We start from the raw sequence: 24,469 nt of genomic DNA, 5'->3' as shown, positions 1-24,469 counted from the left end.
ATCGCGCCATTGCGACCAACAACACCCCGGCTGAGAGTGGAGGGATCTATCTTCCCGCGCTTGTTAAAACGTTCTATCTCCTCCTGCCGCCAGCAATGCTAGGTAGCTTTGATAGGCCGAGCGCAATCCCCGCTCAAGCAGCGTCGTTGCCCGCCAGCCGAGTTGGTTGAGGCGGTGCACGTCGAGCAGCTTACGGGGCGTTCCGTCAGGACGCGATGTGTCAAAGCGAATTGTTCCTTTGTAACCCACAATTTCGGCCACTAAGCGCGCGAAGTCGGCGATACTAATGTCCTTGCCGGTTCCGACGTTGATCAGCTCCGCGCCTGAATAGGTCTTCATGAGATAGACACAGGCATCCGCCATGTCATCTACATACAGAAATTCGCGCCGCGGCGTGCCGGTGCCCCAAACTATGACGGCATCAGCGCCTGAAAGCTTAGCCTCATGGAAGCGACGGATTAAGGCAGCAACGACGTGGCTCAATTCCGGATGATAGCTGTCACCTGGACCGTAGAGATTAGTCGGCATCACGCTGATGAAGTCGCAGCCATACTGGCTTCGATACGCTTCTGCCAACTTGATCCCGGCGATCTTAGCGACTGCGTAGGGCTCGTTGGTCGGCTCCAGTGGGCCTGTCAGCACCGAGTCTTCGCACAACGGCTGCGGCGCAAGCTTCGGATAGATGCAGGATGACCCGAGAAACATCAGTTTCTCGACGGTGCTCTGCCGCGCCGCCTCAATCACATTCGCCGCGATAGCGATGTTGTCGTAGATGAATTCGGCGCGGAGCGAGTTGTTTGCGATGATGCCGCCGACTTTCGCCGCGGCAAGGAATACGACTTGCGGCCGCAGCCGCGCAAACCAGTCGAACACCGCGGCTTGGTTGCGGAGGTCTAATTCGTCCCGATCTACCGTTACGATCTTTACGTTCTCGCGTGCCAGGCGGCGCACCAGCGCACTACCGACCATGCCGCGATGGCCAGCAACATAAACGCTCTTGCCCGTCAGCTCAAACGTTGCGCTTGCCATTCGCCCCGTCCCGTCTTGCTTCAGCAAGATCAATCGCCACCATTTCCTCGACGAGTTGGGCAAAGGTCCGCTTCGGCTTCCAGCCAAGCTTCTGGCGCGCCTTGCTGGCGTCGCCGACGAGAAGATCGACCTCGGTCGGCCGGAAATAGGCCTTATCGATCTTCACCACGATTTCACCGCTCTTGGCGTCAACGCCGGTCTCATCGACCCCCTTGCCACGCCATTCGATCCCGCGACCGACCTGCGCGAAGGCAAGCTCGACCATCTCGCGTACCGATCGGGACTCGCCCGTCGCAAGAACGAAATCATCCGGCTCGTCAGCCTGTAGGATCATGTGCATGCCCTCGACATAGTCTTTGGCGTGGCCCCAGTCACGCTTAGCCTCGAGATTGCCGAGATAGAGCGTTTGTTCGAGACCGACTTCGATGCGCGCGACTCCGCGGGTAATCTTACGGGTCACGAAGGTCTCGCCACGGATCGGGCTCTCGTGATTGAACAGGATGCCGTTTGAGGCGAACATGCCGTAAGCTTCGCGGTAGTTCACTGTAATCCAATAGCCATACAGCTTCGCGACGCCGTAAGGAGAACGCGGATAGAACGGCGTTGTCTCCTTCTGCGGTATCTCCTGCACCAAACCGTACAACTCGGAGGTTGAGGCTTGGTAAAATCGCGTCTCGTTTTCCATGCCGAGGATACGGATCGCTTCGAGAAGGCGTAGAACACCGATGGCATCGGCATTGGCCGTGTATTCGGGACTTTCGAAGCTAACGGCTACGTGGCTTTGGGCTGCGAGATTGTAGATCTCAGTCGGCCGGATCTGCTGTACGAGGCGGATTAGATTGGTCGAGTCCGTCATATCGCCGTAGTGCAACAAGAACGGCACGTCACCAACATGGGGGTCCTGGTACAGATGATCGACGCGCGCAGTGTTGAACGAGGACGAGCGGCGCTTGATGCCGTGCACAATGTAGCCGAGTGACAGCAAATACTCAGCCAGATAGGCCCCGTCCTGACCCGTTACGCCCGTTATGAGGGCGACCCGCTGCTTAAATGGATTGTCTGTCAATTTGGCCTCGGAATGGATACCGGAGGTCCTTCGCCGTTCCTAGCTTTGCCTAGCCAGGGGCTGCCTCTCGAGAGAGGGTATAGAGAATAAAGAATAGCACGGCAATCGAGCTTTGAGTAGCTTGATCATGATCCGAAGAGCGGTGCCACGTCCCGCGCGGCCGGGACCTACTCTCCTGCGCTACGCAGCCCGTAAAGAGCAAAAAGTCACCGATCTTCCGTGCACACAATTGGGCATTCATTCTCAAATCCGCCAGCATGAATGTGTTTTGGTCCAACGCGCCAACGGCGCGATCACCGGGCCCATGACCACCCGTCGCTCTCCGCGAGCAGGAGTGCTGAACGCAGGCAACCGCACCTCGGCGCTATATCACCGACGGAGCCGGCCAACGGTGTTTGTCGGGCAAGGTATCTCGGAGACGAGGTAGTTCGAAGGTCTCGATAATCCAAGCAGTTTTTTTGGAGCCGGCCTGCTAAACAAGGTGCCCATGTCCGCCGACGGGCATGGCGAGCGCGGGCTCGAACTCTACGGCAGCACCATCGGGCCTCAAATGACTGGAGTTGCTACCCGTTCGCGGGCGGAAAAGCCCTGCTAGATAAACGAGAGCCTGATCCGACAAGTGCAGCAGACGTCGGGTCACGGGCCAAACTCGGCTGGCTGATCGCAAAGCCCCATCTTACACCGCGAGCATGCGGCTGCCCTGTATGCTCATCAAGGTAAGGTTGCCGGTCGCATAGGCGCCCGTGTCGATGTTGACGCGGTTCGCCAGGAATTCCGCATTGCGGACTGGCGTGTGACCGTGCACGATATATTTTCCGAACTGCTCCTCGCTCTGCAGGAATTCTTCCCGGATCCAGAGCAGATCGCGCTCCGTCTGCTCGGCCAAGGGAATGCCGGGACGAACGCCGGCGTGGGCGAAGAAGAAGTCTCCACAACTGAAGCTCAGCCGCAGATTGTCCAGGAATTCCAGATGCTCGGTGGGCATCGCCCGAATCAGATTGCGCATGATCGATGCCGGTTCGTCGCGCCTCAGGTCCGGCGGCGCAAGCCCGTAGGACATCAGCGTCTGGGTCCCGCCGACGGCAATCCAATCCTCGAACAGCGAAGGGTCTTCGAACACATTCACCAGAAACGCCTCGTGATTCCCTTTGAGGAAAACCGCGTTGCCCCGGCGGCTTCGTTCGATCAGGACGTCGAGGGTGGAGCGCGTATCCGGCCCTCGATCGATGTAATCGCCCATGAAGACCTCGATCGCGTAGCGCGGCCGGCTGCAGGCAACGTCGGCGTCGATCACACGCAACATGGGCTGGAGCAGATGCGCGCATCCATGAATGTCCGAAATCGCGTAGATGCGGACTCCATCCGGCAATTGCGGTTTGGGAACAGTCGGGCGTGGCCGGGCAAGAGATATCATGGCGCTCAATCGATCGGGTGGTGGAAAATTTTCCCCAAGTCGCCGGCACCGGAGAGCTTCCATCTAACACGGACAACGTGAGGTCGGTGGAGAGCGTCCTCGTTGTCCGGCTCGATCACGCCAAAAGAAGGGCGGCAGTTTTTGCCCACCTTGTCATACGCACGCGGTGCGAATGGATGGTCCTTAAGAATTGCATTGCTGAAGGCGAGAGAGCGGCAAGATGCATCATGGAGCGCAATCCTGCGTTGCTCGCTCAGATAGAAAATCATCAGAACTCTCGCAAATGACTCGCCGTAGTTCGCCGAAGTATCGCATCGCCTGAAAGTTGAGCGAAGAGTGGCTCACACGACGGCAAAGCAAAGCGACGGCCCTGGAACTTGAGTCAAAATAGGGCAGCGAGTTCGCTCGTGTGTCGGCACTGTGACGACATTTTCAGCGCGTCGAATTTCGCATCGCTATTCAACACCCATTATCATTCGTGCGTCGCAAAAGTTTTGCGTGCAGCGCCACAATGTCGCTGCGATCACGCAACACGTTCTGCGCGGGGAAGTGACGAGTCTTCAGCATCACGACGAGCGTCAGACACTCTCTCTATAGGCAGAGGTTCGAATGGCTGTTGCAACTTATGGTTCTGAAAACGCTCACGCGCTGTCGTCGACGCGAGGTGGCGCTCTTCAGAGGCCATTTCAGATCGTCGTCATGGCTGCTGACTTTCTGCTGATCTTGCTGAGCTATACTGCCGGGGCGTCGCTGTACGGCACGGCCGTCGCTTCGTCCACCGACGGCGCTTCGGTGGGAGCGGGATTATTCGTCGGCGTGGTGTTCGTCGCGGTCGCCTATTTCCGGGACGTCTATGCCACGCACCGACTGCTCAATATCGTCTGGCAGCTTCGAAAGGCGGTGTTTATCTGGCTGACTTCGCTGACGATCCTTGCCGTTGCGGCCTTCTTGCTGAAATCAACCGACAATCTGTCCCGCGGCACAGTTATCGTATTCGCCGTGATCGGCGGACTCGGCTTGGTCAGCCTCCGCTTCGTCTGGCAGGCGGTGTTTGGTACGAGCTTTGCGAGAAGCCGGCTGGTCGATCGGAAAGTGATCTTGCTCAGCCTCAAGCCACTCGACTTCACTTCCAGCCGCTTCAAGGACCTGCGGAGAAACGGCTTTGACGTGATGCGCCATTTCGTGCTTGGTGACGACCGGCATGACGGCCATTGGGAGCGGCAGATTCGCGATGTGATCCGCCAGTCGCGCTCGGCCGATGTCGATGAATACCTGCTTGCGCTCGACTGGGATGAATTGCCGATGCTCCGCAAGCTCGGACCATATCTGCGCGCGGTTCCACAGCCGATACGCCTGCTGCCGGACGCTCCGATCGCCGATCTGGTGGCTCGTCCCTTCCTGCCAGTAAGTGGAACCGTAGCGGTCGAAATCCAGCGGCCGCCTCTCACCATTCTCGAGCGGTTGCAGAAGCGCTGTCTCGATGTCGGCGTGGCTCTGTTCGCGCTCGTGATCCTCACGCCGCTGCTACTCACCGTTGCCATGCTGATCAAGCTTGATTCCCCGGGGGCGGTCATATTTCGCCAGTCGCGCCGCGGCTTCAATGGCCGGCCGTTCGAGATCTGGAAGTTCCGCAGCATGACCGTTTGCGAGAACGGCGAAACCATTGCCCAGGCGACCAAGCAGGATGTCCGCGTCACGAAGATCGGGCGCTTCCTTCGCATGACGAGCATCGATGAGCTACCGCAGCTCTGGAACGTGCTGCGCGGGGACATGTCGCTGGTTGGGCCGCGTCCCCACGCGCTCGCCCATGACAATTATTACGACGAACTCATCAGCAAGTATGTCTACCGCCACCACATGAAGCCGGGCCTGACCGGCTGGGCCCAGGTGAACGGCTTCAGGGGAGAAACTCCGACGATCGATCTGATGGAAAAGCGGGTCGAATATGACGTTTGGTACGTCAGCAACTGGAGTATCTGGCTCGACCTGAAGATTATGGTCCGGACAGCATCGGCCGTGATGTTCCAGGAAGCCTACTAGTGGTTGAGCTCGTTACTTTCCAGAAATCAAGGATCAGTTTCCATCTCTCCGCGACCTGCTGAGGAGCCGGATGACCGCATCGCGCAAGGCGAGCAACGGCGGCACCAGCACGAAGAAAGCCCCCATCGCAACGGAAACGATGACATGGCGGACCGAGAAGGGTTCGTCCTGCTCGTTTTCCCGTTGGCTGCGGTCGATGGGCGCGGGCGAGAGCGTCGTCGCCGCCGTCTGCGGACGCGGTTTGCGTGGGGGAACAACGATCAACACAAACAGGATGTTGAGCAAAACCCAAATAGTCAGAATTATCAGAACAAACAGCATTCCGAGCCCAATGGCAAAAAACTACAATATGGGTTTTAGTTAAGCTCAGGGAACCCAAACAGAAAGATGCCAAGTTCCAGCGTTTTGCGGCATCGAGGACCCGGATTATCCTGTCTTGCCGATGAAGGTGCCAACAAGCGCACTGTCCTAGCCATCGTCGTCTTCGTCAATCCTTGCTTTTGGCTAGGGCAACTACGGTAGTTTGTGGATTCCGGACGAATACGGGGGCCTCTATTGTCAGCTTGGGCTCGGCGACAATCTTGAGTTTCGTGCGCGTAGGTGCCCTCGATCGTCGTCAGGCCGCGAAACGCATAAGGCCCGCCGCCAAATGGCCGCGGGCCTGTGGACGTCCAGTTCGGCGCAACGTTGCGCGTCCTAAAAGGCGTTGCGATCGTGATGAAACGTCATCGCGCCTGGGATTATCGTCTGAGCATAATCTTTCCGGAAACCCGCCGCGCAGATTTCCGGATCATGCTTAGGCATGCTCGACGTAGTAACTGTTGTGGTGCTTGCCCTTGTACGCCTCGATGCGCTTGAGCATCTTCGGGTTGGCGCGGTTGAGCACGGCGCCGAGCAACTTCTTCTGCAGGACTTCCGATCCGGAAATCGATTCCTGAAGAGCGCTTCGTGTCGTCTGGCCCCATTCGATCACGTAGACCATGGCATCGATCAGGAAGCTGATGGCCTTTGCGTCCGCCACCGGCATCACCGGCGCAAGGTCGATCACGATGTAATCGTAATGCTCTTTCAGCACCTTGAGCAGTTCGGCCATCGCCTTCGATCCGACGACGTCGGCCGAATTGACCATGCGCGAGGCTACGACGGACGGCAGGAAATCGAGTCCCGTCTCCTTGCTTCGCTGCACGTGGTAGCCCAGGCCGGCCGGATCGTTGAGCGCCTCGACCAGTCCGGTCGTGGCGTTCGGAGCGAGCTCGCGCGTGAGCGAGCGCGTGTGCAGGTCGCCGTCGATCAGGATCGTACGATGTCCGGTGAGGGCGATCAATTGTGCGAAATTGGCTGCCACCGTCGTTTTTCCCTCCTTGGGGAGTGACGATACGATGCCGATCACCTTGATCTCGCGGGTCAGGCGCGCAACGTCGATCGACACCTTGATGTTGCGCAAAGTCTCCGCAAACCGTGAGAACGGATGATCGACGACGTAGCGGGACAGGTTGGGTGGACCGGTCTTCGCAGACGTCGACAATAGCGCGCCTGACTTGGTCGGTGGTCGAATGTCGGGCAGGACTCCGAGGCACTTGACGCCGAGCTCATCCTCGACCTCTCCGGGCGTCCGCAAGACATCGCTCAGCATCTCACGCCCAAATGCAACGCCAAAACCAAGGCAGAGGCCGCCCACGAGGCCGCCGAACAGCGCCAGGACCGTGCGCGGCGAGCTCTTGTGATCCGGCTTGTTGGCAGTGCTGATGAGGCGCGCCTCGCTGAGCGGAAAGCTCTGGTTCTGCGTCGCGCTTTGCAGCTTCTCGAGGAAGTTGTTGTAGAGATTGCGATAGGTATCGGCCGCGCTTTCGAGGTCGCGCAACTGAACCTCGGCCTGGCCGGTGTGGCCGGCCTGGGCGACGAGATCCTTTACGCTCTTGTCAAGAGAAGCCTCCCGGCTCTTGGCGATTTCGTAGTCGCTGCGATACGCGTCTCCGATTCGATGCAGTTCGTCCGCCATGTTCTTGCGGATTTCATCCATCTTGTTGGCCAGATTGACAGTCGCAAGATGGGTCTTGCCGTAACGCTTGGACCAATCGGCATACTGGGCCGCAAGATCGAGATATTGGGCGCGCAGGCGGGTGATGACCGAATTGTTCAGGGCATCGGTCACCGTGGATTGTGCGACATCCTGGTCCGAGATCGTGTTGATCCGGTCGAGTTTGGCCTTGGCTTCGGCTGTCGTCGCCCGCGCTTGAACCAGCTGCGTGTTGAGGTCGGACAATTGCTGCTCGGACATCAAGCCGCGGCTGGTTCCCACGATATTGTGCTCGGCCTTGAAGGTCTGCACGGCCCGGTCACTGGCGGTTGCCTGCTCACTTAGCTCGACGCTGCGCTGCTGAAGCCATTCGGTTGCCCGCTTGGTGGACTGATATTTGGCTTCCAGCGCGCCGACCAGATAGGCGTTGGCGATGGCGTTGACGATCTTGGCGGCCTTGTCGGGACTCTGGGAGCGATAGTTCAGCGACAAGACATAGGTCGTCAGGACGCGCTCGGTTCTCAGATTCCTCTGGACAGCCTCGACCACGGCATGCTCGAGCCGCTCCTGCGACGCCGGTTCGCCGGAACTGAACAGCGACATGACCTTGCCCATGACGATTGACAGAAGGCCCGGCTTGGAACCGTTGAACTCAGGATCGTCGATCAATTTCAGGCGACGCACGACCGAAAGGATCAGGTCGTCCGAATTAATCACCTCGACCTGGCTATCGACATAGCCTGTGTCGATGAGGGCGCTGTTCGCGTTGCTGTCCTTGTCCAGCACCTGGGCCTGGCGCGTATCCATCATGATGCGGGCATTCGCCGTATACATGGGTTGTGCCGTGACCAGATAGACAATCACCAAGGCCAGCGAAGCACCAGTACAGGCTGCGATGATAGGCCATTGTCGGCGCAGGACGTCGGTCACGCGTTCGAAACTGAGGACGGCCCCGCCGAATTCGATGCCGAATCGGTGTCCCGACTGGAAATGTTCTCTAGGCTGATACATTTTGTTAATTCGCTGCCTTTTGACGATCGCTGATCAATTCGGAAGGGGGACGGGTTTGAACGGGTTGGCCAGCTTGGTCTTCCATTCGCCTTCGAGCAGCGCGCCGCCTCGCGGCGGTTGCGCAGGGCTCTTGTCTTGCGATTGAGCCTGGACGCCGGAGGAGTCGTCTCCCGCGGCAGCATAGCCTGCCTGCACGTTGAGATCGCCGATCCGCTGCACGAAATCCCTGATCTTGCGTGCGGCGTCCGGCTTCTTCGACGTGCATCGCCCCTCGGCAATCCTCAGCGCAGCGCCGATCGACGACCGATCGGTTGACGCCGAAGTGGAGATGAGCGTCTGCACGGAAGGCAACACCGACGGACTTGTGGCGATATAGCTGGAGAGCCGATATCTCAGCTTCTCCTTGTCATTGCGCAGCCGCTTCAGGAGCGAGGACGGCGATTTGACGAATGTGTCGAGTTCGAGCTGTGAGGCGCGATCGGAGAGTTCGACACACTGGGCGCGGCAAGCATCGATACTCCCGACCAACAAGGCTGAACCTGCCAAGATGATTGGTAACCGTCGCGATTTCGCAAGACGACGTTTTAGCCCGCAACCCATCCGCGTCCCTTCCTCCCTGTTGCAACAGGAATACACGCGAAACCTGACAGGTAACTGTGTCAATTTTTGTGCGACGCAAAAGTTGAGTGCGTTTGTCCTACGACAACGTGTATGCATCGCATTTTTCTAATCGGTTGCAGAAGCCCGATTTGCAATGCCTGCGAGATCGGCATACTTCGCCCAGGAATGTTGCAAGCTGAAGAAATTTGAGGCGTTGCTCGTCGTAGCATCGCAAGCCAGTGTCGCAAAGCCGACATAAGTCATCACGCGAGAGTGTTCCCGCCTGCGCAAAATTATCAGCGCGATATGCTCGGCAGTGTGCATGCGGCGGGATCCAAGTCATTGTGGTCGACTGATCGCACCAGCGCCGAATTTCGCGCACACTTTGCGCGCAAATACTCGCAATCATGCCGGCCACATTGATTTGCGCGCCGACGCATATCGATCTCAGGTAAAAAGTGGCGTGAACTTGGCGTTCGCATGTCCGAATGATCTGCGAGCGTTGAAATTATCGTCGACCCTCATGCGCCGAATGCGAGTCCACGATCGCAGCGATTGAACGCGTGCAAGACCTGATACACACTGCTGCGACGCAATAGTTGGGAATGTTGATGTGACGGAGATGGCTCATCGTGAGAAGGCGCATGTCGTGCCGCTGGACAGCATTCGGGGAATCGCCGCGACGTCGGTCGTGATTCACCATCTCCTGTTGATGCCGACCTTCCTCGCTGCGTTCCCGCACAATGCGTGGATCAACTGCTCGTTCTTCAGAAGCTCATGGCTACTGGTCGATCTGTTCTTCGTTCTCAGCGGGATGGTCATGTCGCTCAGCTATGTCGAGGGCGATTTCGGGCGCTTCTCGCTGCGCGAGTTCATGGTGCGACGCTTGGCGCGGGTTTATCCGCTGCACATCGTCATGCTGATCGCAAATCTCCTGTTTCGGCTCCTGCGGATCGGGTTGGTCATGGCCGGCGTCGTAGTGGCCGCGCCGGCGGCGTTCGAAGTGAACAACGCCTATTCCTTCGGTCTCAACGTCCTGCTGTTGCATTCGATGGGGTTCATCGACTATCTGAGCTGGAATGCGCCGAGCTGGAGCATCAGCGTCGAATTCTATACATATCTGGTATTTGGCCTGATCGTGCTCCTTGCCCAGCGCATGAAGTCCCTGCTCTGGTTCTATGTTCTCTGCGGGGCGCTTGCGATCGGCAGTTTGGTCGTCATCATCTTCGTACTGGACAAGAGGAGCCTCGGGCTTCAGACCGATTTCGGCATCTTGCGCTGCTTCGTGAGCTTCTTCCTGGGCGTTTTGACGGTGAAAATCGTCGACCGCCTGCCGGCGAAGCCGGGTCCTGCCGTGCAGGGCGCGCTGCAATTCGCCGCCATGATCGCGAGCATCGTGCTGGTGTCACTGGCGGAGACCAATCCTGCGGCAACGTTCCTTGCGCCGGTGACGTTCGCGATCTTCCTCGGTAGCTTGCTGGCGTTTCCGGACGCGCTGCTGGTGCCCCGGATCCTGGTGGTCAAGCCGTTGGTCTGGCTCGGCAAACGATCCTACTCGATCTACATGGTGCATGCGCTCGTGGTGCTGCTGGCCGAATATTTCGTGCGGGCCGTCGGAGCAGGGCGGATTGCAGCGCTGGATTCGGTCTGGGCAGGCCTGCCGGCGACCCTGAACCTTGTGGTCGCACTGGCCGCCGTGCTGGCGGTCTCGCACTTCACTTATCTCTACGTCGAAATCCCCGGCGGCAAGTTCATGCGAAATGCATTCGGAAGCCGTCGGGATTTCGCGCAAGCTCCCGCGCCATCGGCGCGGCTGACGAACTGAACCCGATATGACGATCCTCACGCTGCATCGGCCGAAGATCACCTTGATCAGCCTCAACATCGAGGCAATCGCGCTCGGGGCCTATCTGGTCCGCGACGCCTTTGGCGGCGTGATCCGCTATTACACCAGCATCTATCACATGAACGCGCTCTGGTACGTGCCCGACGCCATTGCGCTTCTGTGCCTCCTCCAGTTCGTCGTCCATTGCATCCTGCGCAATCGCAGTACCCTGGCCTTCCTGGTGTTGGTCCAGATCATGCTGTCGCTCGTGCTCGGCTATTTCATGCTGGGTACGGTCAACGCAGCGGTCTCATCGTTCAAGATGATGCTGCCGGTGTTCGTCGGCTTCTGCTTTTGCGATTCGAGCCTCGGCTCATACAAAAAGCTTCTGTCGGTCATTGCGGTGACCTTTTACCTGTCGGTGATCGGTGTTTTCCTGACCAAGTTCTACCTGATGCCCTGGGTCGGCTACAAATACGAGTCCTTCGGCGCGGTGCGCGAGGCCGGCCGTTTGTGGTGGGCCTATGGCGGCGACGACCAGCGCCTGATGGGCTTTGCTGCCGACAACACCATGGCTGCCTTTTTCATCCTGGTGTCGTTCGCGATCACGTCGATTCGCATGAGCACCACCTGGTGTCTCCTGCTTGGTTCCATCGCGATCTATGCCACCAAACTGACCACCAGCAAGACCACCATGATCGTCCTCGTGCTCTACTTGATCCTGCTGGTGTTGGTGCGGATGTTACCGGAGAAGTCGCGTTTTCCCGCGATCCGGACCATCGCGCTGTGGTCGTACGCGTCGATCTTCGTGCCCTTCTTCATGATCGTGGTCGCTTCCGGGACCGCCGCGGTGCCGCATTCGACCCTCTTCAGCATCCTCGATCGCATCAACAACAGCTGGCAAAAGCCGTTTATCTACCTCACTCAGCTCATGCCCATCGGCCTCGTGACCGGCTGTGGTGCCGGTTGCTTCAACTATCCGCAGCAGCTGTTCTCGCCGCTCGCGCCATTTTGGGTGCCCGTCGACAATTTTTACATCGGGACCTATCTGATGTTCGGCCTCCCCTTTGTCGCATTCATGGTCATGGTGTTCCGGTCGACGTTTGGAGCAACAGACGTGTACAAGTTGACGCTGATCTTCGTCGTCAACATGTTCACGATCACGGTGTTGAACTACGGCCCGGCATCCGGCCTCCTCATCATCGCATTGAGCTTCAGCGAAGTGTTCTCGCGCCGCGCGACCTCCGGGTGGGCAGGCGACGCCGTGCCGATTGTCGTGCGGCCGCCGATTCCGTCATTGGAAGGCTTCCGTCCGGATATGCCGGCGGCGAGCGGAAGCAGGTGAGAACGAATGATGCATAGGCGGCTCGCATTCATCGACACGCTGCGCGGCATTGCCGTGTTGGCGGTCCTGGTCCAGCACGTGTTCGAGGTGATCGTCGAGAAGCACCCGACGGGTGCCTATTACTGGCCCATCCACGATCTGTTCGGCTACTACATGAATTTCGGCCGGTTCGGCGTGGTGCTGTTCTTCTTCGTCAGTGGCTTCGTCATTCCGTTCAGCTTCCCGGACAGCGCCACACCCGTGCGGGATTTTGCGATCAGCCGCTTCTTCCGGCTCTACCCGGCTTACTGGACCTCGCTCATCGTCGGGCTCGTGACGATGCAGCTGCTGGATTCGAAGATCTATCCGCTCGGACAGATCGCCGCGAACGTGACGATGCTGCAGACCTTCGTGAACGTCCCGAACCTCTGGGTGTTCTATTGGACGCTGGCGATCGAGCTGCTGTTCTACGTCGGATGCACCGTCCTGTTTGCGATGGGGTTGCTGAACCGGCGCTTCACGGCGGTGACGATCGTCGTTGCGGCCGCGCTGGTCGGAACCACCGCTGCGCTCCTTGTTGAGAACAGGGCCGTTTCCTCGGTGATGGAGGTCGGTCTGAATCTGTCGGCGATGTTCCTGGGCAAGATCATCCGCGACACCGTCATCGGCGGAAAGCTGCGATGGTCGCACGTGGCGGCCTGCACGCTCCTGTATGCGATCTTTGCCATTGCCCTCGCCGACCGACGGTTCGGAGGCGTGTACCACGAGAACTTCTTCTACAGCTATTCGATCGCGGCGGCCTATGTCTGCGCGGCTCTGGTCTTCATCGGCTTTGCCGTGTTCGGTGAAAGAATGGCGTGGCGCCCGATGGCGTTCGTCGGCGTGATCAGTTATTCGATCTACCTGATGTCGCCGTTCGTGATCGTCTTCATCCATCGCCTCTTCTCGTTCGGCGATGGGCCGCTCGGATGGTCGATCTTCCTGACCCTGATCCTTGCGTTGTCGATTCTGGTCAGCTGGATGACGTTTACATTCGTCGAGAAGCCCAGCATCGCCTTCGGGCAAAGGTTTCGCTCGGCACGGAGAAAGAAAGTCGTTATTGAGCCTGCCCTCAGTACCCAGGGTGCTGCAGAGTGAGTAACGCGCCGCACCAGCCGGGCGCCACCTACGACGGATCGTTCGTTCCCTCGGTGCAGGGGCTGCGGGGGATTGCGGCGCTGAGCGTGCTGATGGACCATTTCTACGACATGCCGAAGGGAGGCATGTACGATATCCCGGATCCCGGCTTCCTGCCGCCGCTCTGGCTCTGGCTACAATCGATGATCAATGTCGGCGGGCATGGCGTCGAGCTGTTCTTCATGATCAGCGGCTTCCTGATCCCGGCCAGCCTGGTGCGGCACGGCTCGCTCTCGCGATTCTTCTTCGATCGCGTCCTGCGCATCATGCCGGTGTTCGTCGTGCTGCATCTCGTGCTGTTCGCGATAGGTCCGATCGTCGGCTACAAGTTTTTCCGTGGGATCGACCTGACGAGCTATCTCGGAATTTTCGCCGCCAATCTGTTCTTCGTGCAGGACGCGCTTGGCCTGCCCATTGCCCAGCAGAACGCCTGGACACTGACCTATGAGTGGGCCTTCTATATCTGGTTTGCAGTGACGTTTTCGATGCTGCGCGTCGGAGGCAGGATGCTGGCAGCGCCCCTGATCCTGCTGGGCGTCGCTTGCCTGCTGCATTGGCCGATCACAGCGTTCTTCTGCGTCGGTATGCTCTTCAGCGCCACCGGTTTTCGTATTCGTATTCCCGGACTTCTTGGCTTGGCCTTGGGCCTGGCTTGCGCAGCGGCCATGTATGCAAGCCTGGTGCTGTTTCACCCGTTCGTGGGGCTGCTTCCCGGATTTTTGCTATTCGGCATGGTGCTCGCGCCGGAGTCGGGGCTCGGTAGGGCTCTGAGCGCACCACCCCTGCAATATGTCGGCAAGATTAGCTACAGCCTCTATCTCGTACATCCGTTCGTGCTCTTCCCGTTGCAGGTGATCGGCCTGAAGCTCGTCGCAGCCGGCGTCGATCGCTGGCTGTTGTGGGCCGCCTTCATTGTGCTCGGGCTGGCGATGTCGCTGGTCGCAAGCGCGATCAGTTATGAGCTGATCGAGGTCAGGTTGAGGCGCCTGCTGGACGGTGCGATCCGTGGCATGTTTTTTCGACCGCTGAAGGTCGGGCAGTCGGTTTGAGCGACCGCGCGACTGTCGCGGTCAGCTCACGGTACGGCCGGCGAGCTTGTGATAGGACCCTAACAGCTGTTCGGCGATGCGGTCCCAGTTCAAGGGGCCGGCCGCGGTCTGCCGTGCGCCGTCGGTCAGTGTCGCGGCAAGCGGCTTCGAGGTCAGCACGCGTTCGAGTGCATCGGCCAATGCAGTGGCGTCACCGGGAGGAACCAGCAGCCCATTGACTCCGTCGGTGACGACGTCGGGAATGCCGCCCGTGGCACTGGCAACGACGGGACGCGCATTGCCGTAAGCGGAAGCAAGCACGCCGCTCTGCGTTGCGTCCTTGTAGGGCAGGGCGACCACGGTGGCGGACTGAAACAGCTGTCCGGTGTCGGCGGGCGAAATGTAGGCATTGATGGTCTTGACCGTCGGCATCGCTTCCATCCGCGGGCCCAGTCGTGTCATCTCTGGGCCGCGGCCGGCGACGATCGCCTCATGCGCCACACCGCGCTTGGCCAACATGTCGATGGCGTCGATGAAGACGTCGAGGCCCTTGTAGGCCCACATCCGGCCAAAAAACAGGATGCGAGCAGCTTCTGGCGCAGTGAGCGCACCTCGGGCCGGTGGAACCATGAGCACACCGTGCATGCTCGAGACCGCTGCACCCTTGAAGTCGGGCGAAGCGCGACGAAAATCGGCAATGCAACTCTCGCCATGTGTCGTGACGACCGACGCTGCGGCGCGCATGCGTCCGCGCCAACTGTCCTCACGCGGCGAGGTGCCTGAGCCGCCTTCCGAATGCGGGATAGCATCGTGGACCGTCAGCACCAAGGGAATGCCGAGCGGGCGAAGGAACTGGATCAGCTTGGACGTGTAGATCTCCGGAACTTCGTGACAATGGACCACGTCCGGACGAAACGAAATTATGTCGAAGAAAGAAGCGGGGATGCCGATCACGCCGCCGCGGCGCAGGCTCAAATCGCGAATTCGGGTCTCGAAGGGAGCCGTAACGGCGATATCGGCCAGTTCCCATTGCTGGTTGGCATCCTTGCGGTTGAGCACGAGTCTGACGTCGCAATGGTGAGCCAATCCCGAAGCGAGCCGATAGGAATATTCTGCAAAATGCGGTGCGTAGATCGCTACGCGCAAGCGTCTTGAATTCGGGATAGACCGCAGGGTGGACGAATTCATCAAGGCATCCATTTTGCATCACATCGCAGGGAGCGATTGGAGTGTAGTCCACGATTTGAACTCACTTCCACTCTAAATCGGAATCCTGGTGGCGCTCATCTGATTGCCATCACTCCGTCGTAATGTAGCGAGCAATCAGTCGCCGTTGTGAGCGGCGACAAGCGGTGGCGTGTCGTCATCATTGTGACGTCGTCTGGATCGAAATTGGGTCGAATTGTTGATGAACGTCACTCGAGGCAGGCAACATCAGGTCGTGGTGGCGCTGTTTTGGTCGCTCGCGCAGAATTGGGGCGGCCGCGCGCTGTCGTTCGTGCTGTTCCTGGTGTTGGCTCGGCTGCTCGATCCCGCGGATTTCGGCCTTGCGGCGCTGGTCGCTTTTGTCCTGCTGCTTTTGAGCTCCATCGCGGAATTCGGCTTCGGTGATGCGTTGATCCAGCGGCGGACGCTCGAGCCCGCCGACGTGACGCTGCCGTTTTTCTGTTCGTTTGCAGCCTCAGTGCTGCTGGCCGTTCTGATTGCACTGCTCGCGACACATATCGAGCGCTGGCTCGACGTGAAGGGGCTCGCCCCGCTGCTGACGGCCGCCAGTCTCTCGCTTCCGATCGGTACCGCGACCCTGTTCCAGGAGGCGCTCTACAAGCGCCAGATGGACTTTCGCATGCTCGCGGTGAGGACCATGGTGGCGACAGCCGTCTCCGGCGCGGTGGGGATCGCCTGTGCGTATGCCGGGTTTGGCGCACTCAGCCTCGTGATCCAGGTTGTCGTTCAGAGCGCGATCAGCGGCTTGTGGCTCTGGAGCCAGCCGCGATGGTTGCCGATGCGCGGCTACGATCGAAACAGCTTCCGCGAGCTCTCCGGCTACAGCATCCACGTCGTGCTGAACCGGCTGCTGGACTTCGCCATCGTGCGTACGATCGACATGATCATCCTGTCGCTCTATGGCGTCGCGGCTCTCGGCATCTACACTGTCGGGGCGAGGGTCTACCTGATCCTGATGCAACTGCTCACCCAGGCGGTCATGGACGTCGCGCTGAGCGCGTTGTCCAAGATCGCGCACGAGCGGGACCGCATTGCGGACGCTTATCTGCGCAGCGTCAGTCTCGGCGTGCTGATCGGGTCTCCCGTCTTTGTGCTGCTCGCGGCGATCGCGCCGGAGTTCTCCCTGCTGCTGTTTGGCGCGAAATGGGGCGGCAGCGAAGCCGTGATGCGGCCGCTGATGCTGATTGGCGCCGTCCAGACGGTACAGTTCGTCAACAGCGCCTATTTTGGTGCCCTCGGGAAGCCGAACTACGTCTTTGTGCTCAACATCCTGAAGTTCTGTACAGTCGTGCCGGCCATGTTCCTGCTTCCTTCGCGCGACATTGGTCAACTGGCCACGATCTTCGCGTTCTCGCAGCTCGTGGTAACGCCTGTCACGTTTGCGCTGGCCCTTCGGCTGCTCGGCTTGAGCTGGAGCCAGTTTCTGCGTCCCATTGCGGGCTGCCTTTGCGCCATCGTTCTGGCCTACGGCGCGGTCGTGCTTTGCCGGGAAGCGATGCCGGGCATTAATCCCTATTTGCGAATTGGGCTGCTGTCGTCCTGTTTTGGAGTGACCTATTTGATGGGCATTCTGCTGTTCTCGCGGAAGCAGCTCCTGTCCCTGATTGATTTCGTCGTGAAGCGCGGTGCGACCGCTTGATGAAGACGAGGAGAATGTCGTGAAGCAATTGATCCCGGTGCCCGTACGCAGGCAACTCCGAGGCTGGCTCAACAGCGCCAAAAATACGCCGTTGGCGCTCGATTTGCTCGAGCTGCGCAGGTGGCAGAACGCCCGGAGGGACGTCGGCGTCAACGCCGCGCCGCGCAACGAGCCGCGCCGGCTCGTCGTGCTTCCTTCCGATCCTTGGAGCGTTCGTCAGTCGCGCGGCGATGAGGCCATGATCGAAGCGGCCACCGGGGAGGTGAGGCGCACCTATCCGAACCTCGAGGTCTATATCGTAACCGCGACCGCAGCCGCCAGCGCGGACGTGCGCGCGATGGGTCTCAAGCCGCTCGAACTCTGGCGACAGCCGTTCTCATACGAGACGGTGGCTCAGGAGCTGTCGCTCACCAGGCCGGATTTCGGGCTGGTTCTCGGCGCCGACGTGCTCGACGGTTACTATTCTCCGGTCGATGCCGCGCGCATGCTGCTCGTCGCCGACCTGATGGCTGCGTACGGCGCCAAGGTCAGCGTGCTCGGATTCAGTTTCAATTCCCGCCCGGCAAAGGCGCTGCGCGAGGTGTTCCGGCTGCTGGACCCGGGCGTGGTCCTGAACCTGCGCGATGCGATATCTCTTCAGCGTTTCGACGATTTTGCCCGAAAACGCGCCCATCTGGTCGCCGACGCGGCGTTCATGCTGACGCCGCGGGCGGACACGGCTGCGGTGAAGCAGATCGCGGCGACGATCGCGCGACAGCGCGAGCAAGGCCGAAAGGTCTTCGTCTTCAATATCCATCCGATGTTGTTCAGGAAGCCGGAGCCGGCCAAGCTGCGGCAGATGATAGAGCTTGCGGCCGTGGCCATGGAGCGGCTGTCTCGGGAGCACAATGCAAGCTGGCTGTTGCTCGCACACGATTACCGACCCGAGATCGCCGACGACAATTGCCTGCGGCCGCTGGCCGACCGCCTCAAGCCCACGCTCGGCGATCACGTGCACCATGTCGATCAGGCGCTATCGGCGGCCGAGATCAAGGCCGTCGTCGGACTGGTCGACGGCGTGATCACCGGGCGCATGCATCTGGCGATTGCTGCGCTGGGCCAGGGAACGCCCGTCGCAGCGATCACCTATCAGGATAAGTTCCAGGGCCTGTTCGCGCACTTTGGCGTCAGCGAATCGCTATTGCTGTCGCCGGCCCAGTTCCTGGTCGACGATAGCTTTGAGAAGTTTGTGCTGCAATTCCTGGGCGAACACGAAGCCGTCGGCGGAAAGGTGCGCCAGATGCTGCCTGACGTCATGGAGCTGTCCCGCGCCAACATCGCACCGCTCCTGGGCGAGAGCGCGATGCGGGCTGTGCCGGAGGTCGGCGGCAAGGTCGCCTGAGCGCCCTCTTTCTATCGGCAGGCGGTCAATTGACCGCCCGTTCGGTGGTGGTGTCAAAGCGGACGGGTGTGTCCGTTGCCGCCGCCTTGCGCGAGGATCCAGCACCGATGTCGGCCCAGCGGTTGATGAAGCGCCGCGCCGGATTCTCGAAGTAGGCGTAGGTGCGGTCGGCGATGACGGTCAGGACCACACAGCACGCCAGGGCGAACGGGCCGAACTGATCAGGCCGCAGTCCTAGCCAGGTCCACAACGGCTTGAACACGGCGATGAGGACCGCATCATGCAGCATGTAAATCGCATATGAGGTGTTGCCGAGCCGCCCGAGCAGACGGGCACCCGGGAATTGCTTGAAGGCGCTTTCGCCGACCGCAGTGAGCAGGATCGCGCAGGAGAACAGGATAATGGCCAGATCCGGCTTGGCGAAGACGTTGAGGACGAGCACGGAGAGGCCGAACGTGCCGATGCCGGCGAAGATCATCCACTTGTGCCGATAGGGGTGCGACATCCGGAACAGAATGGCGAGCAGGATGCCATTCAGGAAGCTCGGCAGCGCGCGGAGCATCCCGTAGTCGAAATTGGCGCCATACATCTGCGAACGTTCCTGCCAGATCGGTAGATGGCCGTGGGCGAGGACCAGATAGAGCGCCGCCACGATCGCGCCAAGCACGATCGGTTGGACCTTGCGCGCAAGCAGCATCAGCAGCGGGAAGACCAGATAGCAGAAGAATTCCGCGCTGATCGACCAGGATGGCGAGTTGAAGCTGAGATGGTCGGTGACGCCCCAGGCCTGGAGCAGGAGCAGGTTGTACAGGAAGTCCAGCGAGGTCGAGCGGGCCGTCCGCTCCATGCCGACGCCGATCAGCACCACGAAGATGAGCAAGCTCAGCAGATGAAGCGGATAGATCCGGCCGATGCGACGGATCATGAACCGGGAATAGGCCGCCACGCCACGCGCGTCGGACGGGTAAGAATAGGAGATCACGAAGCCGGACAGAATGAAGAACATGTCCACGAAGAGGCCGTAGGACCCGCTCCAGGCCGGCGAGATGCCCGTGTCGATCAGCTTCAGGTGGAAGATGAAGACCCCAAGCGCAGCGACGAAGCGGTAGAAGTCGAGAACGACGAAACGTCTTGCTTCACTGGCTTCCATCGGGCCTCGGAGTCCTTGCGCGGTTCATCTCGCTTCTAGAGTTGAATTGTGACGCAAGTTCGCTGGATGGAGCGACAGACGCAGTGTGATTGCGGATCGATGTATCTCGGGTTCCTCAAGACCCTCATATCATGGCAGCGAACGTCTTCATCGTCCGGATGCTGCCTCTTGATGAGGCAGATGCCAAGTGAGCGCGGCCGGGACCTTGACTGGTCCCGGCCCGCGTCGCGTTGATGCTGCCGTCAGTCCGCCCGGCTCAGACGAACACGAAGTCGTGGCTCGTCAGGCTGGAGACATAGACGTTCTTCAGCAGGAGCGAATCATTGGCCGAAAACGTGATCAGCGCGTTCGTGCCGGACTGCGTCATTTGCAGGTGACTGTAGTCCGCGGCCAGCAGCTTCGAGATCTGGACCACGTCGTGCGTTGCGCCGTTGCCGGCCTGGAAGTTGAGGATCTGGTCCTGGCCATGATCATAGGCAATGGTGGTCGAGTTCGGCGCGGCCGAGAACACGTCGTTGCCGGCCCCGCCCTGGATCGTCACGCCGCCGGCGACGGCCGTGACATTGTGGGTGCCGTCGGCCTTGCTCTGATCGACGAATTGCAGCGCGCTGGCGGAGTTGTAGTTCTCGTGCTGCGTCGTCCCGGACTGCCCGTTGAAGTTGAACAGGAAGACGTCCTTGGAGCCGTCGGTGTTGTTGGCGATCTCCTGGGTCTTGGCGCCGGCGCTGTTGTAGATGTCGGTCAGCTTGCTGCCGTCGTCATGGATGACCTGGGTATAGTCCAGGGTACCGTCGGCGTGGGTCCGGGTGAGCTCGACCATCTTGCCGGAGGCATCGAGGTGCTGATGCTGGGTGGTGTAGGACTGCCCGGTGATGTTGTAGTTCCAGTTGTCGGACGTGCCGTCGGCGTTCTTGATGTAGGCAGCGCTCTTCACGCCGCCGCTATAGACGGTCGTGGAGCTGTAGCCATCGCTCTTGGTCGTCACCTCGCTGGTGATGACGCCGTGCGCATCGTACCAGTCGGAGGTCTTGGTGCCGTCGGCGCTCTGCTTCAGCGTGAAGGCCAGGCTGTTGTCGGTGTGGGTGCGAACGATGTCGGTGAGGAAGCCGGTCGAATCGTAGCTGTCGTGCTCGTTCGTGTAGCTCTGGCCGACGACGTTGAACTGAAAGACGTCCTTCGAACCATCAGCGTGGTAGTCGGTTTCCGTCTTCTTGACGCCTGCTGCATCGTAGTTGGTGACCACGCTGCTGCCGTCGCCGTTGATTATCTGGGTGTAATCGAGCGAATTGTCCGCATGCCAGCGGGTGACCTCGGTCGTCCGGCCAGCCGGATCGAGATGCTGGTACTGCGTCGTATAGCTCTGGCCGGTGATGTTGTAGCTGTAATTGTCGTGGCTCTGGTCGGCGTTGGTGATATAGGCCGCCGTCTTCACGCCGTTGGTGTACACCGTGGTCGAGCTGTAGCCGCTCGGCTTCTCGAACACCTCGCTGGTGAGAATGCCCTTGGCGTCGTACCAGTCCGTGGTCTTGGTCCCATCCGCGCTCTGCAACAGCTTGAATGCCATGCTGCCGTCGGCGTGCTTGCGTATCAGCGTGGTGAGGAAGCCGGTTGCATCGTAGATGTCGTGCTCGGTCGTGTAGGTCTGGCCGGTGATGTTGAACAGGAAAATGTCCTTGCTGCCGTCGGCATGGAAGTCGGTTTCCTTGGTCCGTGTGCCAGCGGCATTGTAATTGGTGACGACGCTGCTGCCGTCGCCGTTGATGACCTGAGAATAGTCGAGCGTGCCGTCGGCATGCTTGCGGGTCACGGCTGTGACCTTGCCCGAGGGATCGACGTGCTGGATCAGCGTGGTGTAGCTCTGGCCTGTGATGCCGTAAGCAGTGTTGTCCTGGCTGCCGTCGGCGTTCTTGACATAGGCGTTGGTCTTGACGCCGTTGCTGTAGAGCGTGGTCGAGGAAAAGCCGTCGGCCTTCTGGATTACTTCGCTGGTGTGGCTGCCGGCGGCATTGTACCAATCGGTCGTCTTGGTGCCGTCGGTCGTCTGGGTAAGCTTGAAGGCGAGGCTGCCGTCGCTGTGCAATCGCGTCAGGCTGGTGAGGAAGCCGGTGGCGTTGTAGACGTCGTGCTCGCTCGTGTAATTCTGGCCTGTGATGTTGTAGGTCCAGACGTCCTTGCTGTGGTCGGCGTGATAAGCGGTCTGGACCAGCTTCACCCCCGTGGCGCTGTACGCGGTGATCACGCTGCTGCCGTCGGCATTGTAGACTTGAGTCGAGTCCAGCGAGCCGTCGGCATGGCTGCGGGTTACCGAGGTGACCTTTCCGGACGCATCGAGGTGCTGCACCTGGGTGGTGAAGCTCTTGCCCGTGATGCCGTAGGTGTAATTGTCCTGGGAGCGGTCCGCGTTCCTGACGTAGGCAGCCGTCTTCACACCGCTCGTGTAGAGCGTCGTGGAGTAATAGCCGTCGGACTTCTGGACCACTTCGCTTAGCAGGGTTCCGGCCGTGTTGTAGGTATCGGTGGTCCGTGTAGCGTCGGCGCCGACGTGAACGAATTTCGTCTTTACGCCGCCGGTGTAGCTGATCAGGTCCTGCGATCCGTCGGTGTAGGCGACGGTGGTCGAGGTCGGCTGCCCGCTCGCATTCAGGCCGGTGTCCGACTTCGACACAAGCGTACCGCTGGAATTATAGGTCTTCGTGCTGCTCCAAGACGCGGCCGTATTCGTCACTGAGAACGAGTATCCGCCCTGTATCTTGGATAGAGCGCCGCCGTAATGGGCGATCATGTAGTCCATGGTCGCCTTCGAGGCGACTGGCAGGACGTGCGAGTCGGTCAGCGTGATCGTCTGGAGCGCCGTCGAGTGGCTGAGGTCGGACAGTTGCGGCACGATCTGGGCTGCGGTGCCGCTGACGCCGGTCCTCGTGTCCGGCGGAGTCGTGGCGGTAGGAGGCGCGTCGATCTCGATGATCAGCGGGTGGTCGCTGACCGGAATAGTGATCGTGCTGACGTCGGTATAGCTGGCGATCGCGGTGGTTCCGGTCAGCGTGTCGTACACCTTGACCGAATGATGCACGCCGCCGAGGTTCACGTTGACCGTCTGAGCCGGATTGGAGACCTCGGTATCGGTGGGATCGTTCCAGAGCTTCGGCTCGGCCCACACGACGAGCTCGTAGGCGCCGTTGCTCTTGCCGAGCACCATGCTGTTGCCGGTGGCCGGCGTGTTGCTCAGGGTGTAGTTCAGTGGATCAGTCGGCTGCAGGCCCCCTTTGCCGTCGTCGGCCAGAATGGTCGTCAGGTTGTGAATGGCAGTGGCGGCGAGCTTTGGCGTCCCGTCGGAATTGAACAGTCCGAAATTGGCTTCGGGATTGGTATTGCTGGCGGAGGAGTCGCGGTCGAATAGCTCGTAGAGATAAGTCGCGCTCACGCCCGCCTTGTAGGCATCGACCAGGGTGTTCAGGATCGATTTGGCCTGCACCGTCTCGTTGACGCCGAGATATTGGGTGTTGGCCTGCGTCGTGTAGCCGGTCTCGGTGATGACGACCGGCTTTCCCGGTGCCGCGGTCATGACGGCGCTCAGGGTCGCGGCAAGCGAGCTGCTGGTCGTCAGGCTGGTGCTGACATAGGCATGCGCATTGGCGTAGTCGACCGAGCCTGACATGTTGCCGAGCTGGCTGTAGCCCTGCGGATCGTTGTAGGCCAGTGACAGATTGTACACGGGGATGCTGCCGAGCGTGGCGTTGGCATTGACCGCCTGATAGAGCGCGCTCTGAAATTGAGCCGCGGCGTTCAGGCTCGAGCTGCCGTTGTAGCTGAAGGGCTGGTGATTGGCTTCGTTGAGCCCCTCGATGGAGCTGATGCTGCCCGGGTGGCTCGTTGCAAATTTCTGCAGCGAGGCGATGTAGTTCTGCAGCCCGGTTGTGCCGCTCTGGGGCAGCGCGGATGACACCAGGAAGTCGAATTTGTAGCCGGCAGCCGCCAGACCCTCGACGACGGGTTGCGCGGCCGGGCTGGTCCCCATGGCGTCGCGGAGATGGGTGACGCCTAGATACTTCAGGTCATCGACCATCAGCGCGAGATTGTTGTAGCCGGTCCAGCCGAAGCCGGCATGCGTGTTGACGCCAATGGAGTTGATGAATCCGCTGGCGGACAGGATGGTCTGATCGGACATTGCACACTCGATTTCAGCGCGAACGAAATTGCTCGCAGGGATTGCGTTCAAGCTTCTCTGTCGAGTGTGAATTTCAGATAAAAATCGAAGCTACAAATCGCGAGCGAAACGCGGTTCCTTGTGCAGGAACAGACTCGCTCCGTGTTGCAGCAGAATATTGATACGATGCCGGGACAGCATGACGTGAGAAAGGCGCTTTAAAGATTTTTGCAATTCGCGCTGCTGAATGTCTGCGCAAGCTGCGCAAATTGGAATCTATTCAAATGACGGATTTTGAACTCCTGAGCGGGATGCTCGCGGTGCGCGAGTCGACAGAGAGCAGCAAGGCAATTTTAGGCCGGCCTGTCTCTCGTACGAATTCCGTCTCGTTTCCCCCG

17 protein-coding genes are annotated in these 24,469 nt (G+C 59.9%); 7 read left to right on the top strand and 10 right to left on the bottom strand.

All coding sequences use genetic code 11. From position 1 onward, the window contains the following. Positions 1-63 precede the first annotated feature (63 nt). The 4 genes from fcl to JQ580_RS23595 form a co-directional block, all read right to left on the bottom strand. The gene (fcl, locus tag JQ580_RS23610) at positions 64-1,029 is read right to left on the bottom strand and encodes a GDP-L-fucose synthase (RefSeq protein ID WP_283813975.1); all 966 of its coding nucleotides are present in this window, start codon (positions 1,027-1,029) and stop codon (positions 64-66) included. Beyond that, positions 1,010-2,095 (bottom strand): GDP-mannose 4,6-dehydratase, encoded by a 1,086-nt coding sequence (gene gmd, locus JQ580_RS23605; protein WP_212282590.1) that lies wholly within the window; start codon positions 2,093-2,095, stop codon positions 1,010-1,012. The genes fcl and gmd overlap by 20 nt, the downstream gene beginning before the upstream one ends. Before the next feature lie 676 nt (positions 2,096-2,771). Next, the gene (locus JQ580_RS23600; RefSeq protein ID WP_212282627.1) at positions 2,772-3,509 is read right to left on the bottom strand and encodes a metallophosphoesterase family protein; all 738 of its coding nucleotides are present in this window, start codon (positions 3,507-3,509) and stop codon (positions 2,772-2,774) included. A gap of 5 nt (positions 3,510-3,514) precedes the next feature. Then, positions 3,515-3,778, bottom strand: a complete 264-nt coding sequence (locus JQ580_RS23595; RefSeq protein ID WP_212282589.1) for a hypothetical protein — start codon at positions 3,776-3,778, stop codon at positions 3,515-3,517. A gap of 340 nt (positions 3,779-4,118) precedes the next feature. Here JQ580_RS23595 and JQ580_RS23590 point away from each other — a divergent pair, with 340 nt between their 5' ends. Continuing rightward, a complete protein-coding gene (locus JQ580_RS23590) occupies positions 4,119-5,549 on the top strand; it encodes an undecaprenyl-phosphate glucose phosphotransferase (RefSeq protein WP_212282588.1) in 1,431 nt (476 codons plus the stop codon). Between the two features lie 33 nt (positions 5,550-5,582). Here the strand turns inward: JQ580_RS23590 and JQ580_RS23585 are convergent, their stop codons facing one another. From JQ580_RS23585 to JQ580_RS23575, 3 genes are all read right to left on the bottom strand, one after another. Beyond that, positions 5,583-5,870: a hypothetical protein gene (locus JQ580_RS23585; RefSeq protein WP_212282587.1), complete on the bottom strand. Its 288-nt coding sequence runs from the start codon at positions 5,868-5,870 to the stop codon at positions 5,583-5,585. Between the two features lie 475 nt (positions 5,871-6,345). Continuing rightward, positions 6,346-8,577 carry an AAA family ATPase gene (locus JQ580_RS23580; RefSeq protein ID WP_212282586.1) on the bottom strand — a complete coding sequence of 744 codons (2,232 nt, stop codon included), beginning with the start codon at positions 8,575-8,577 and terminating at the stop codon, positions 6,346-6,348. Between the two features lie 33 nt (positions 8,578-8,610). After that, positions 8,611-9,105, bottom strand: a complete 495-nt coding sequence (locus JQ580_RS23575; protein WP_212282585.1) for a hypothetical protein — start codon at positions 9,103-9,105, stop codon at positions 8,611-8,613. A gap of 694 nt (positions 9,106-9,799) precedes the next feature. Between JQ580_RS23575 and JQ580_RS23570 the strand changes: the two genes are divergently transcribed. Genes JQ580_RS23570 through JQ580_RS23555 form a run of 4 tightly spaced genes read left to right on the top strand, consistent with a single transcriptional unit; the run spans position 9,800 to position 14,551 of the window. After that, a complete protein-coding gene (locus tag JQ580_RS23570) occupies positions 9,800-11,002 on the top strand; it encodes an acyltransferase family protein (protein ID WP_212282584.1) in 1,203 nt (400 codons plus the stop codon). Between the two features lie 7 nt (positions 11,003-11,009). Beyond that, positions 11,010-12,347 (top strand): hypothetical protein, encoded by a 1,338-nt coding sequence (locus tag JQ580_RS23565; RefSeq protein WP_212282583.1) that lies wholly within the window; start codon positions 11,010-11,012, stop codon positions 12,345-12,347. 6 nt (positions 12,348-12,353) lie between these two features. Then, positions 12,354-13,463, top strand: a complete 1,110-nt coding sequence (locus tag JQ580_RS23560; RefSeq protein ID WP_249134367.1) for an acyltransferase family protein — start codon at positions 12,354-12,356, stop codon at positions 13,461-13,463. Next, the gene (locus JQ580_RS23555) at positions 13,460-14,551 is read left to right on the top strand and encodes an acyltransferase family protein (protein ID WP_212282582.1); all 1,092 of its coding nucleotides are present in this window, start codon (positions 13,460-13,462) and stop codon (positions 14,549-14,551) included. Before JQ580_RS23560 ends, JQ580_RS23555 begins: the two co-directional genes overlap by 4 nt. Positions 14,552-14,572: 21 nt before the next feature. On the opposite strand, the gene JQ580_RS23550 is transcribed toward JQ580_RS23555, so the two are convergent. Continuing rightward, the gene (locus JQ580_RS23550) at positions 14,573-15,718 is read right to left on the bottom strand and encodes a glycosyltransferase family 4 protein (protein WP_249134366.1); all 1,146 of its coding nucleotides are present in this window, start codon (positions 15,716-15,718) and stop codon (positions 14,573-14,575) included. Between the two features lie 220 nt (positions 15,719-15,938). Between JQ580_RS23550 and JQ580_RS23545 the strand changes: the two genes are divergently transcribed. Beyond that, the gene (locus JQ580_RS23545; protein WP_212282580.1) at positions 15,939-17,396 is read left to right on the top strand and encodes a lipopolysaccharide biosynthesis protein; all 1,458 of its coding nucleotides are present in this window, start codon (positions 15,939-15,941) and stop codon (positions 17,394-17,396) included. A gap of 19 nt (positions 17,397-17,415) precedes the next feature. After that, positions 17,416-18,777: a polysaccharide pyruvyl transferase family protein gene (locus JQ580_RS23540; RefSeq protein ID WP_311982476.1), complete on the top strand. Its 1,362-nt coding sequence runs from the start codon at positions 17,416-17,418 to the stop codon at positions 18,775-18,777. 25 nt (positions 18,778-18,802) lie between these two features. Here JQ580_RS23540 and JQ580_RS23535 read toward each other — a convergent pair whose 3' ends face one another. Both JQ580_RS23535 and JQ580_RS23530 read right to left on the bottom strand, forming a co-directional pair. Continuing rightward, the gene (locus JQ580_RS23535; protein ID WP_212282578.1) at positions 18,803-19,927 is read right to left on the bottom strand and encodes an acyltransferase family protein; all 1,125 of its coding nucleotides are present in this window, start codon (positions 19,925-19,927) and stop codon (positions 18,803-18,805) included. A 256-nt stretch (positions 19,928-20,183) separates the two neighbouring features. Beyond that, positions 20,184-24,092, bottom strand: a complete 3,909-nt coding sequence (locus JQ580_RS23530) for an RHS repeat protein (protein ID WP_212282577.1) — start codon at positions 24,090-24,092, stop codon at positions 20,184-20,186. Between the last annotated feature and the right edge of the window lie 377 nt (positions 24,093-24,469).

This window comes from Bradyrhizobium sp. SZCCT0148 (assembly GCF_018129985.1).
In the GTDB taxonomy this organism is placed as follows: Bacteria; Pseudomonadota; Alphaproteobacteria; order Rhizobiales; family Xanthobacteraceae; genus Bradyrhizobium; species Bradyrhizobium japonicum_H.
This window is presented reverse-complemented; position numbering and strand designations above follow the sequence as displayed.

Coding starts and splice junctions, on each gene's coding strand:
- JQ580_RS23595 (WP_212282589.1), bottom strand. CDS start 3,778: ATGATTTTCTATCTGAGCGAGCAACGCAGGATTGCGCTCCATGATGCA.
- JQ580_RS23545 (WP_212282580.1), top strand. CDS start 15,939: ATGAACGTCACTCGAGGCAGGCAACATCAGGTCGTGGTGGCGCTGTTT.
- JQ580_RS23580 (WP_212282586.1), bottom strand. CDS start 8,577: ATGTATCAGCCTAGAGAACATTTCCAGTCGGGACACCGATTCGGCATC.
- JQ580_RS23530 (WP_212282577.1), bottom strand. CDS start 24,092: ATGTCCGATCAGACCATCCTGTCCGCCAGCGGATTCATCAACTCCATT.
- JQ580_RS23560 (WP_249134367.1), top strand. CDS start 12,354: ATGATGCATAGGCGGCTCGCATTCATCGACACGCTGCGCGGCATTGCC.
- JQ580_RS23600 (WP_212282627.1), bottom strand. CDS start 3,509: ATGATATCTCTTGCCCGGCCACGCCCGACTGTTCCCAAACCGCAATTG.
- JQ580_RS23590 (WP_212282588.1), top strand. CDS start 4,119: ATGGCTGTTGCAACTTATGGTTCTGAAAACGCTCACGCGCTGTCGTCG.
- JQ580_RS23570 (WP_212282584.1), top strand. CDS start 9,800: ATGGCTCATCGTGAGAAGGCGCATGTCGTGCCGCTGGACAGCATTCGG.
- JQ580_RS23565 (WP_212282583.1), top strand. CDS start 11,010: ATGACGATCCTCACGCTGCATCGGCCGAAGATCACCTTGATCAGCCTC.
- fcl (WP_283813975.1), bottom strand. CDS start 1,029: ATGGCAAGCGCAACGTTTGAGCTGACGGGCAAGAGCGTTTATGTTGCT.
- JQ580_RS23585 (WP_212282587.1), bottom strand. CDS start 5,870: ATGCTGTTTGTTCTGATAATTCTGACTATTTGGGTTTTGCTCAACATC.
- JQ580_RS23535 (WP_212282578.1), bottom strand. CDS start 19,927: ATGGAAGCCAGTGAAGCAAGACGTTTCGTCGTTCTCGACTTCTACCGC.
- JQ580_RS23550 (WP_249134366.1), bottom strand. CDS start 15,718: ATGAATTCGTCCACCCTGCGGTCTATCCCGAATTCAAGACGCTTGCGC.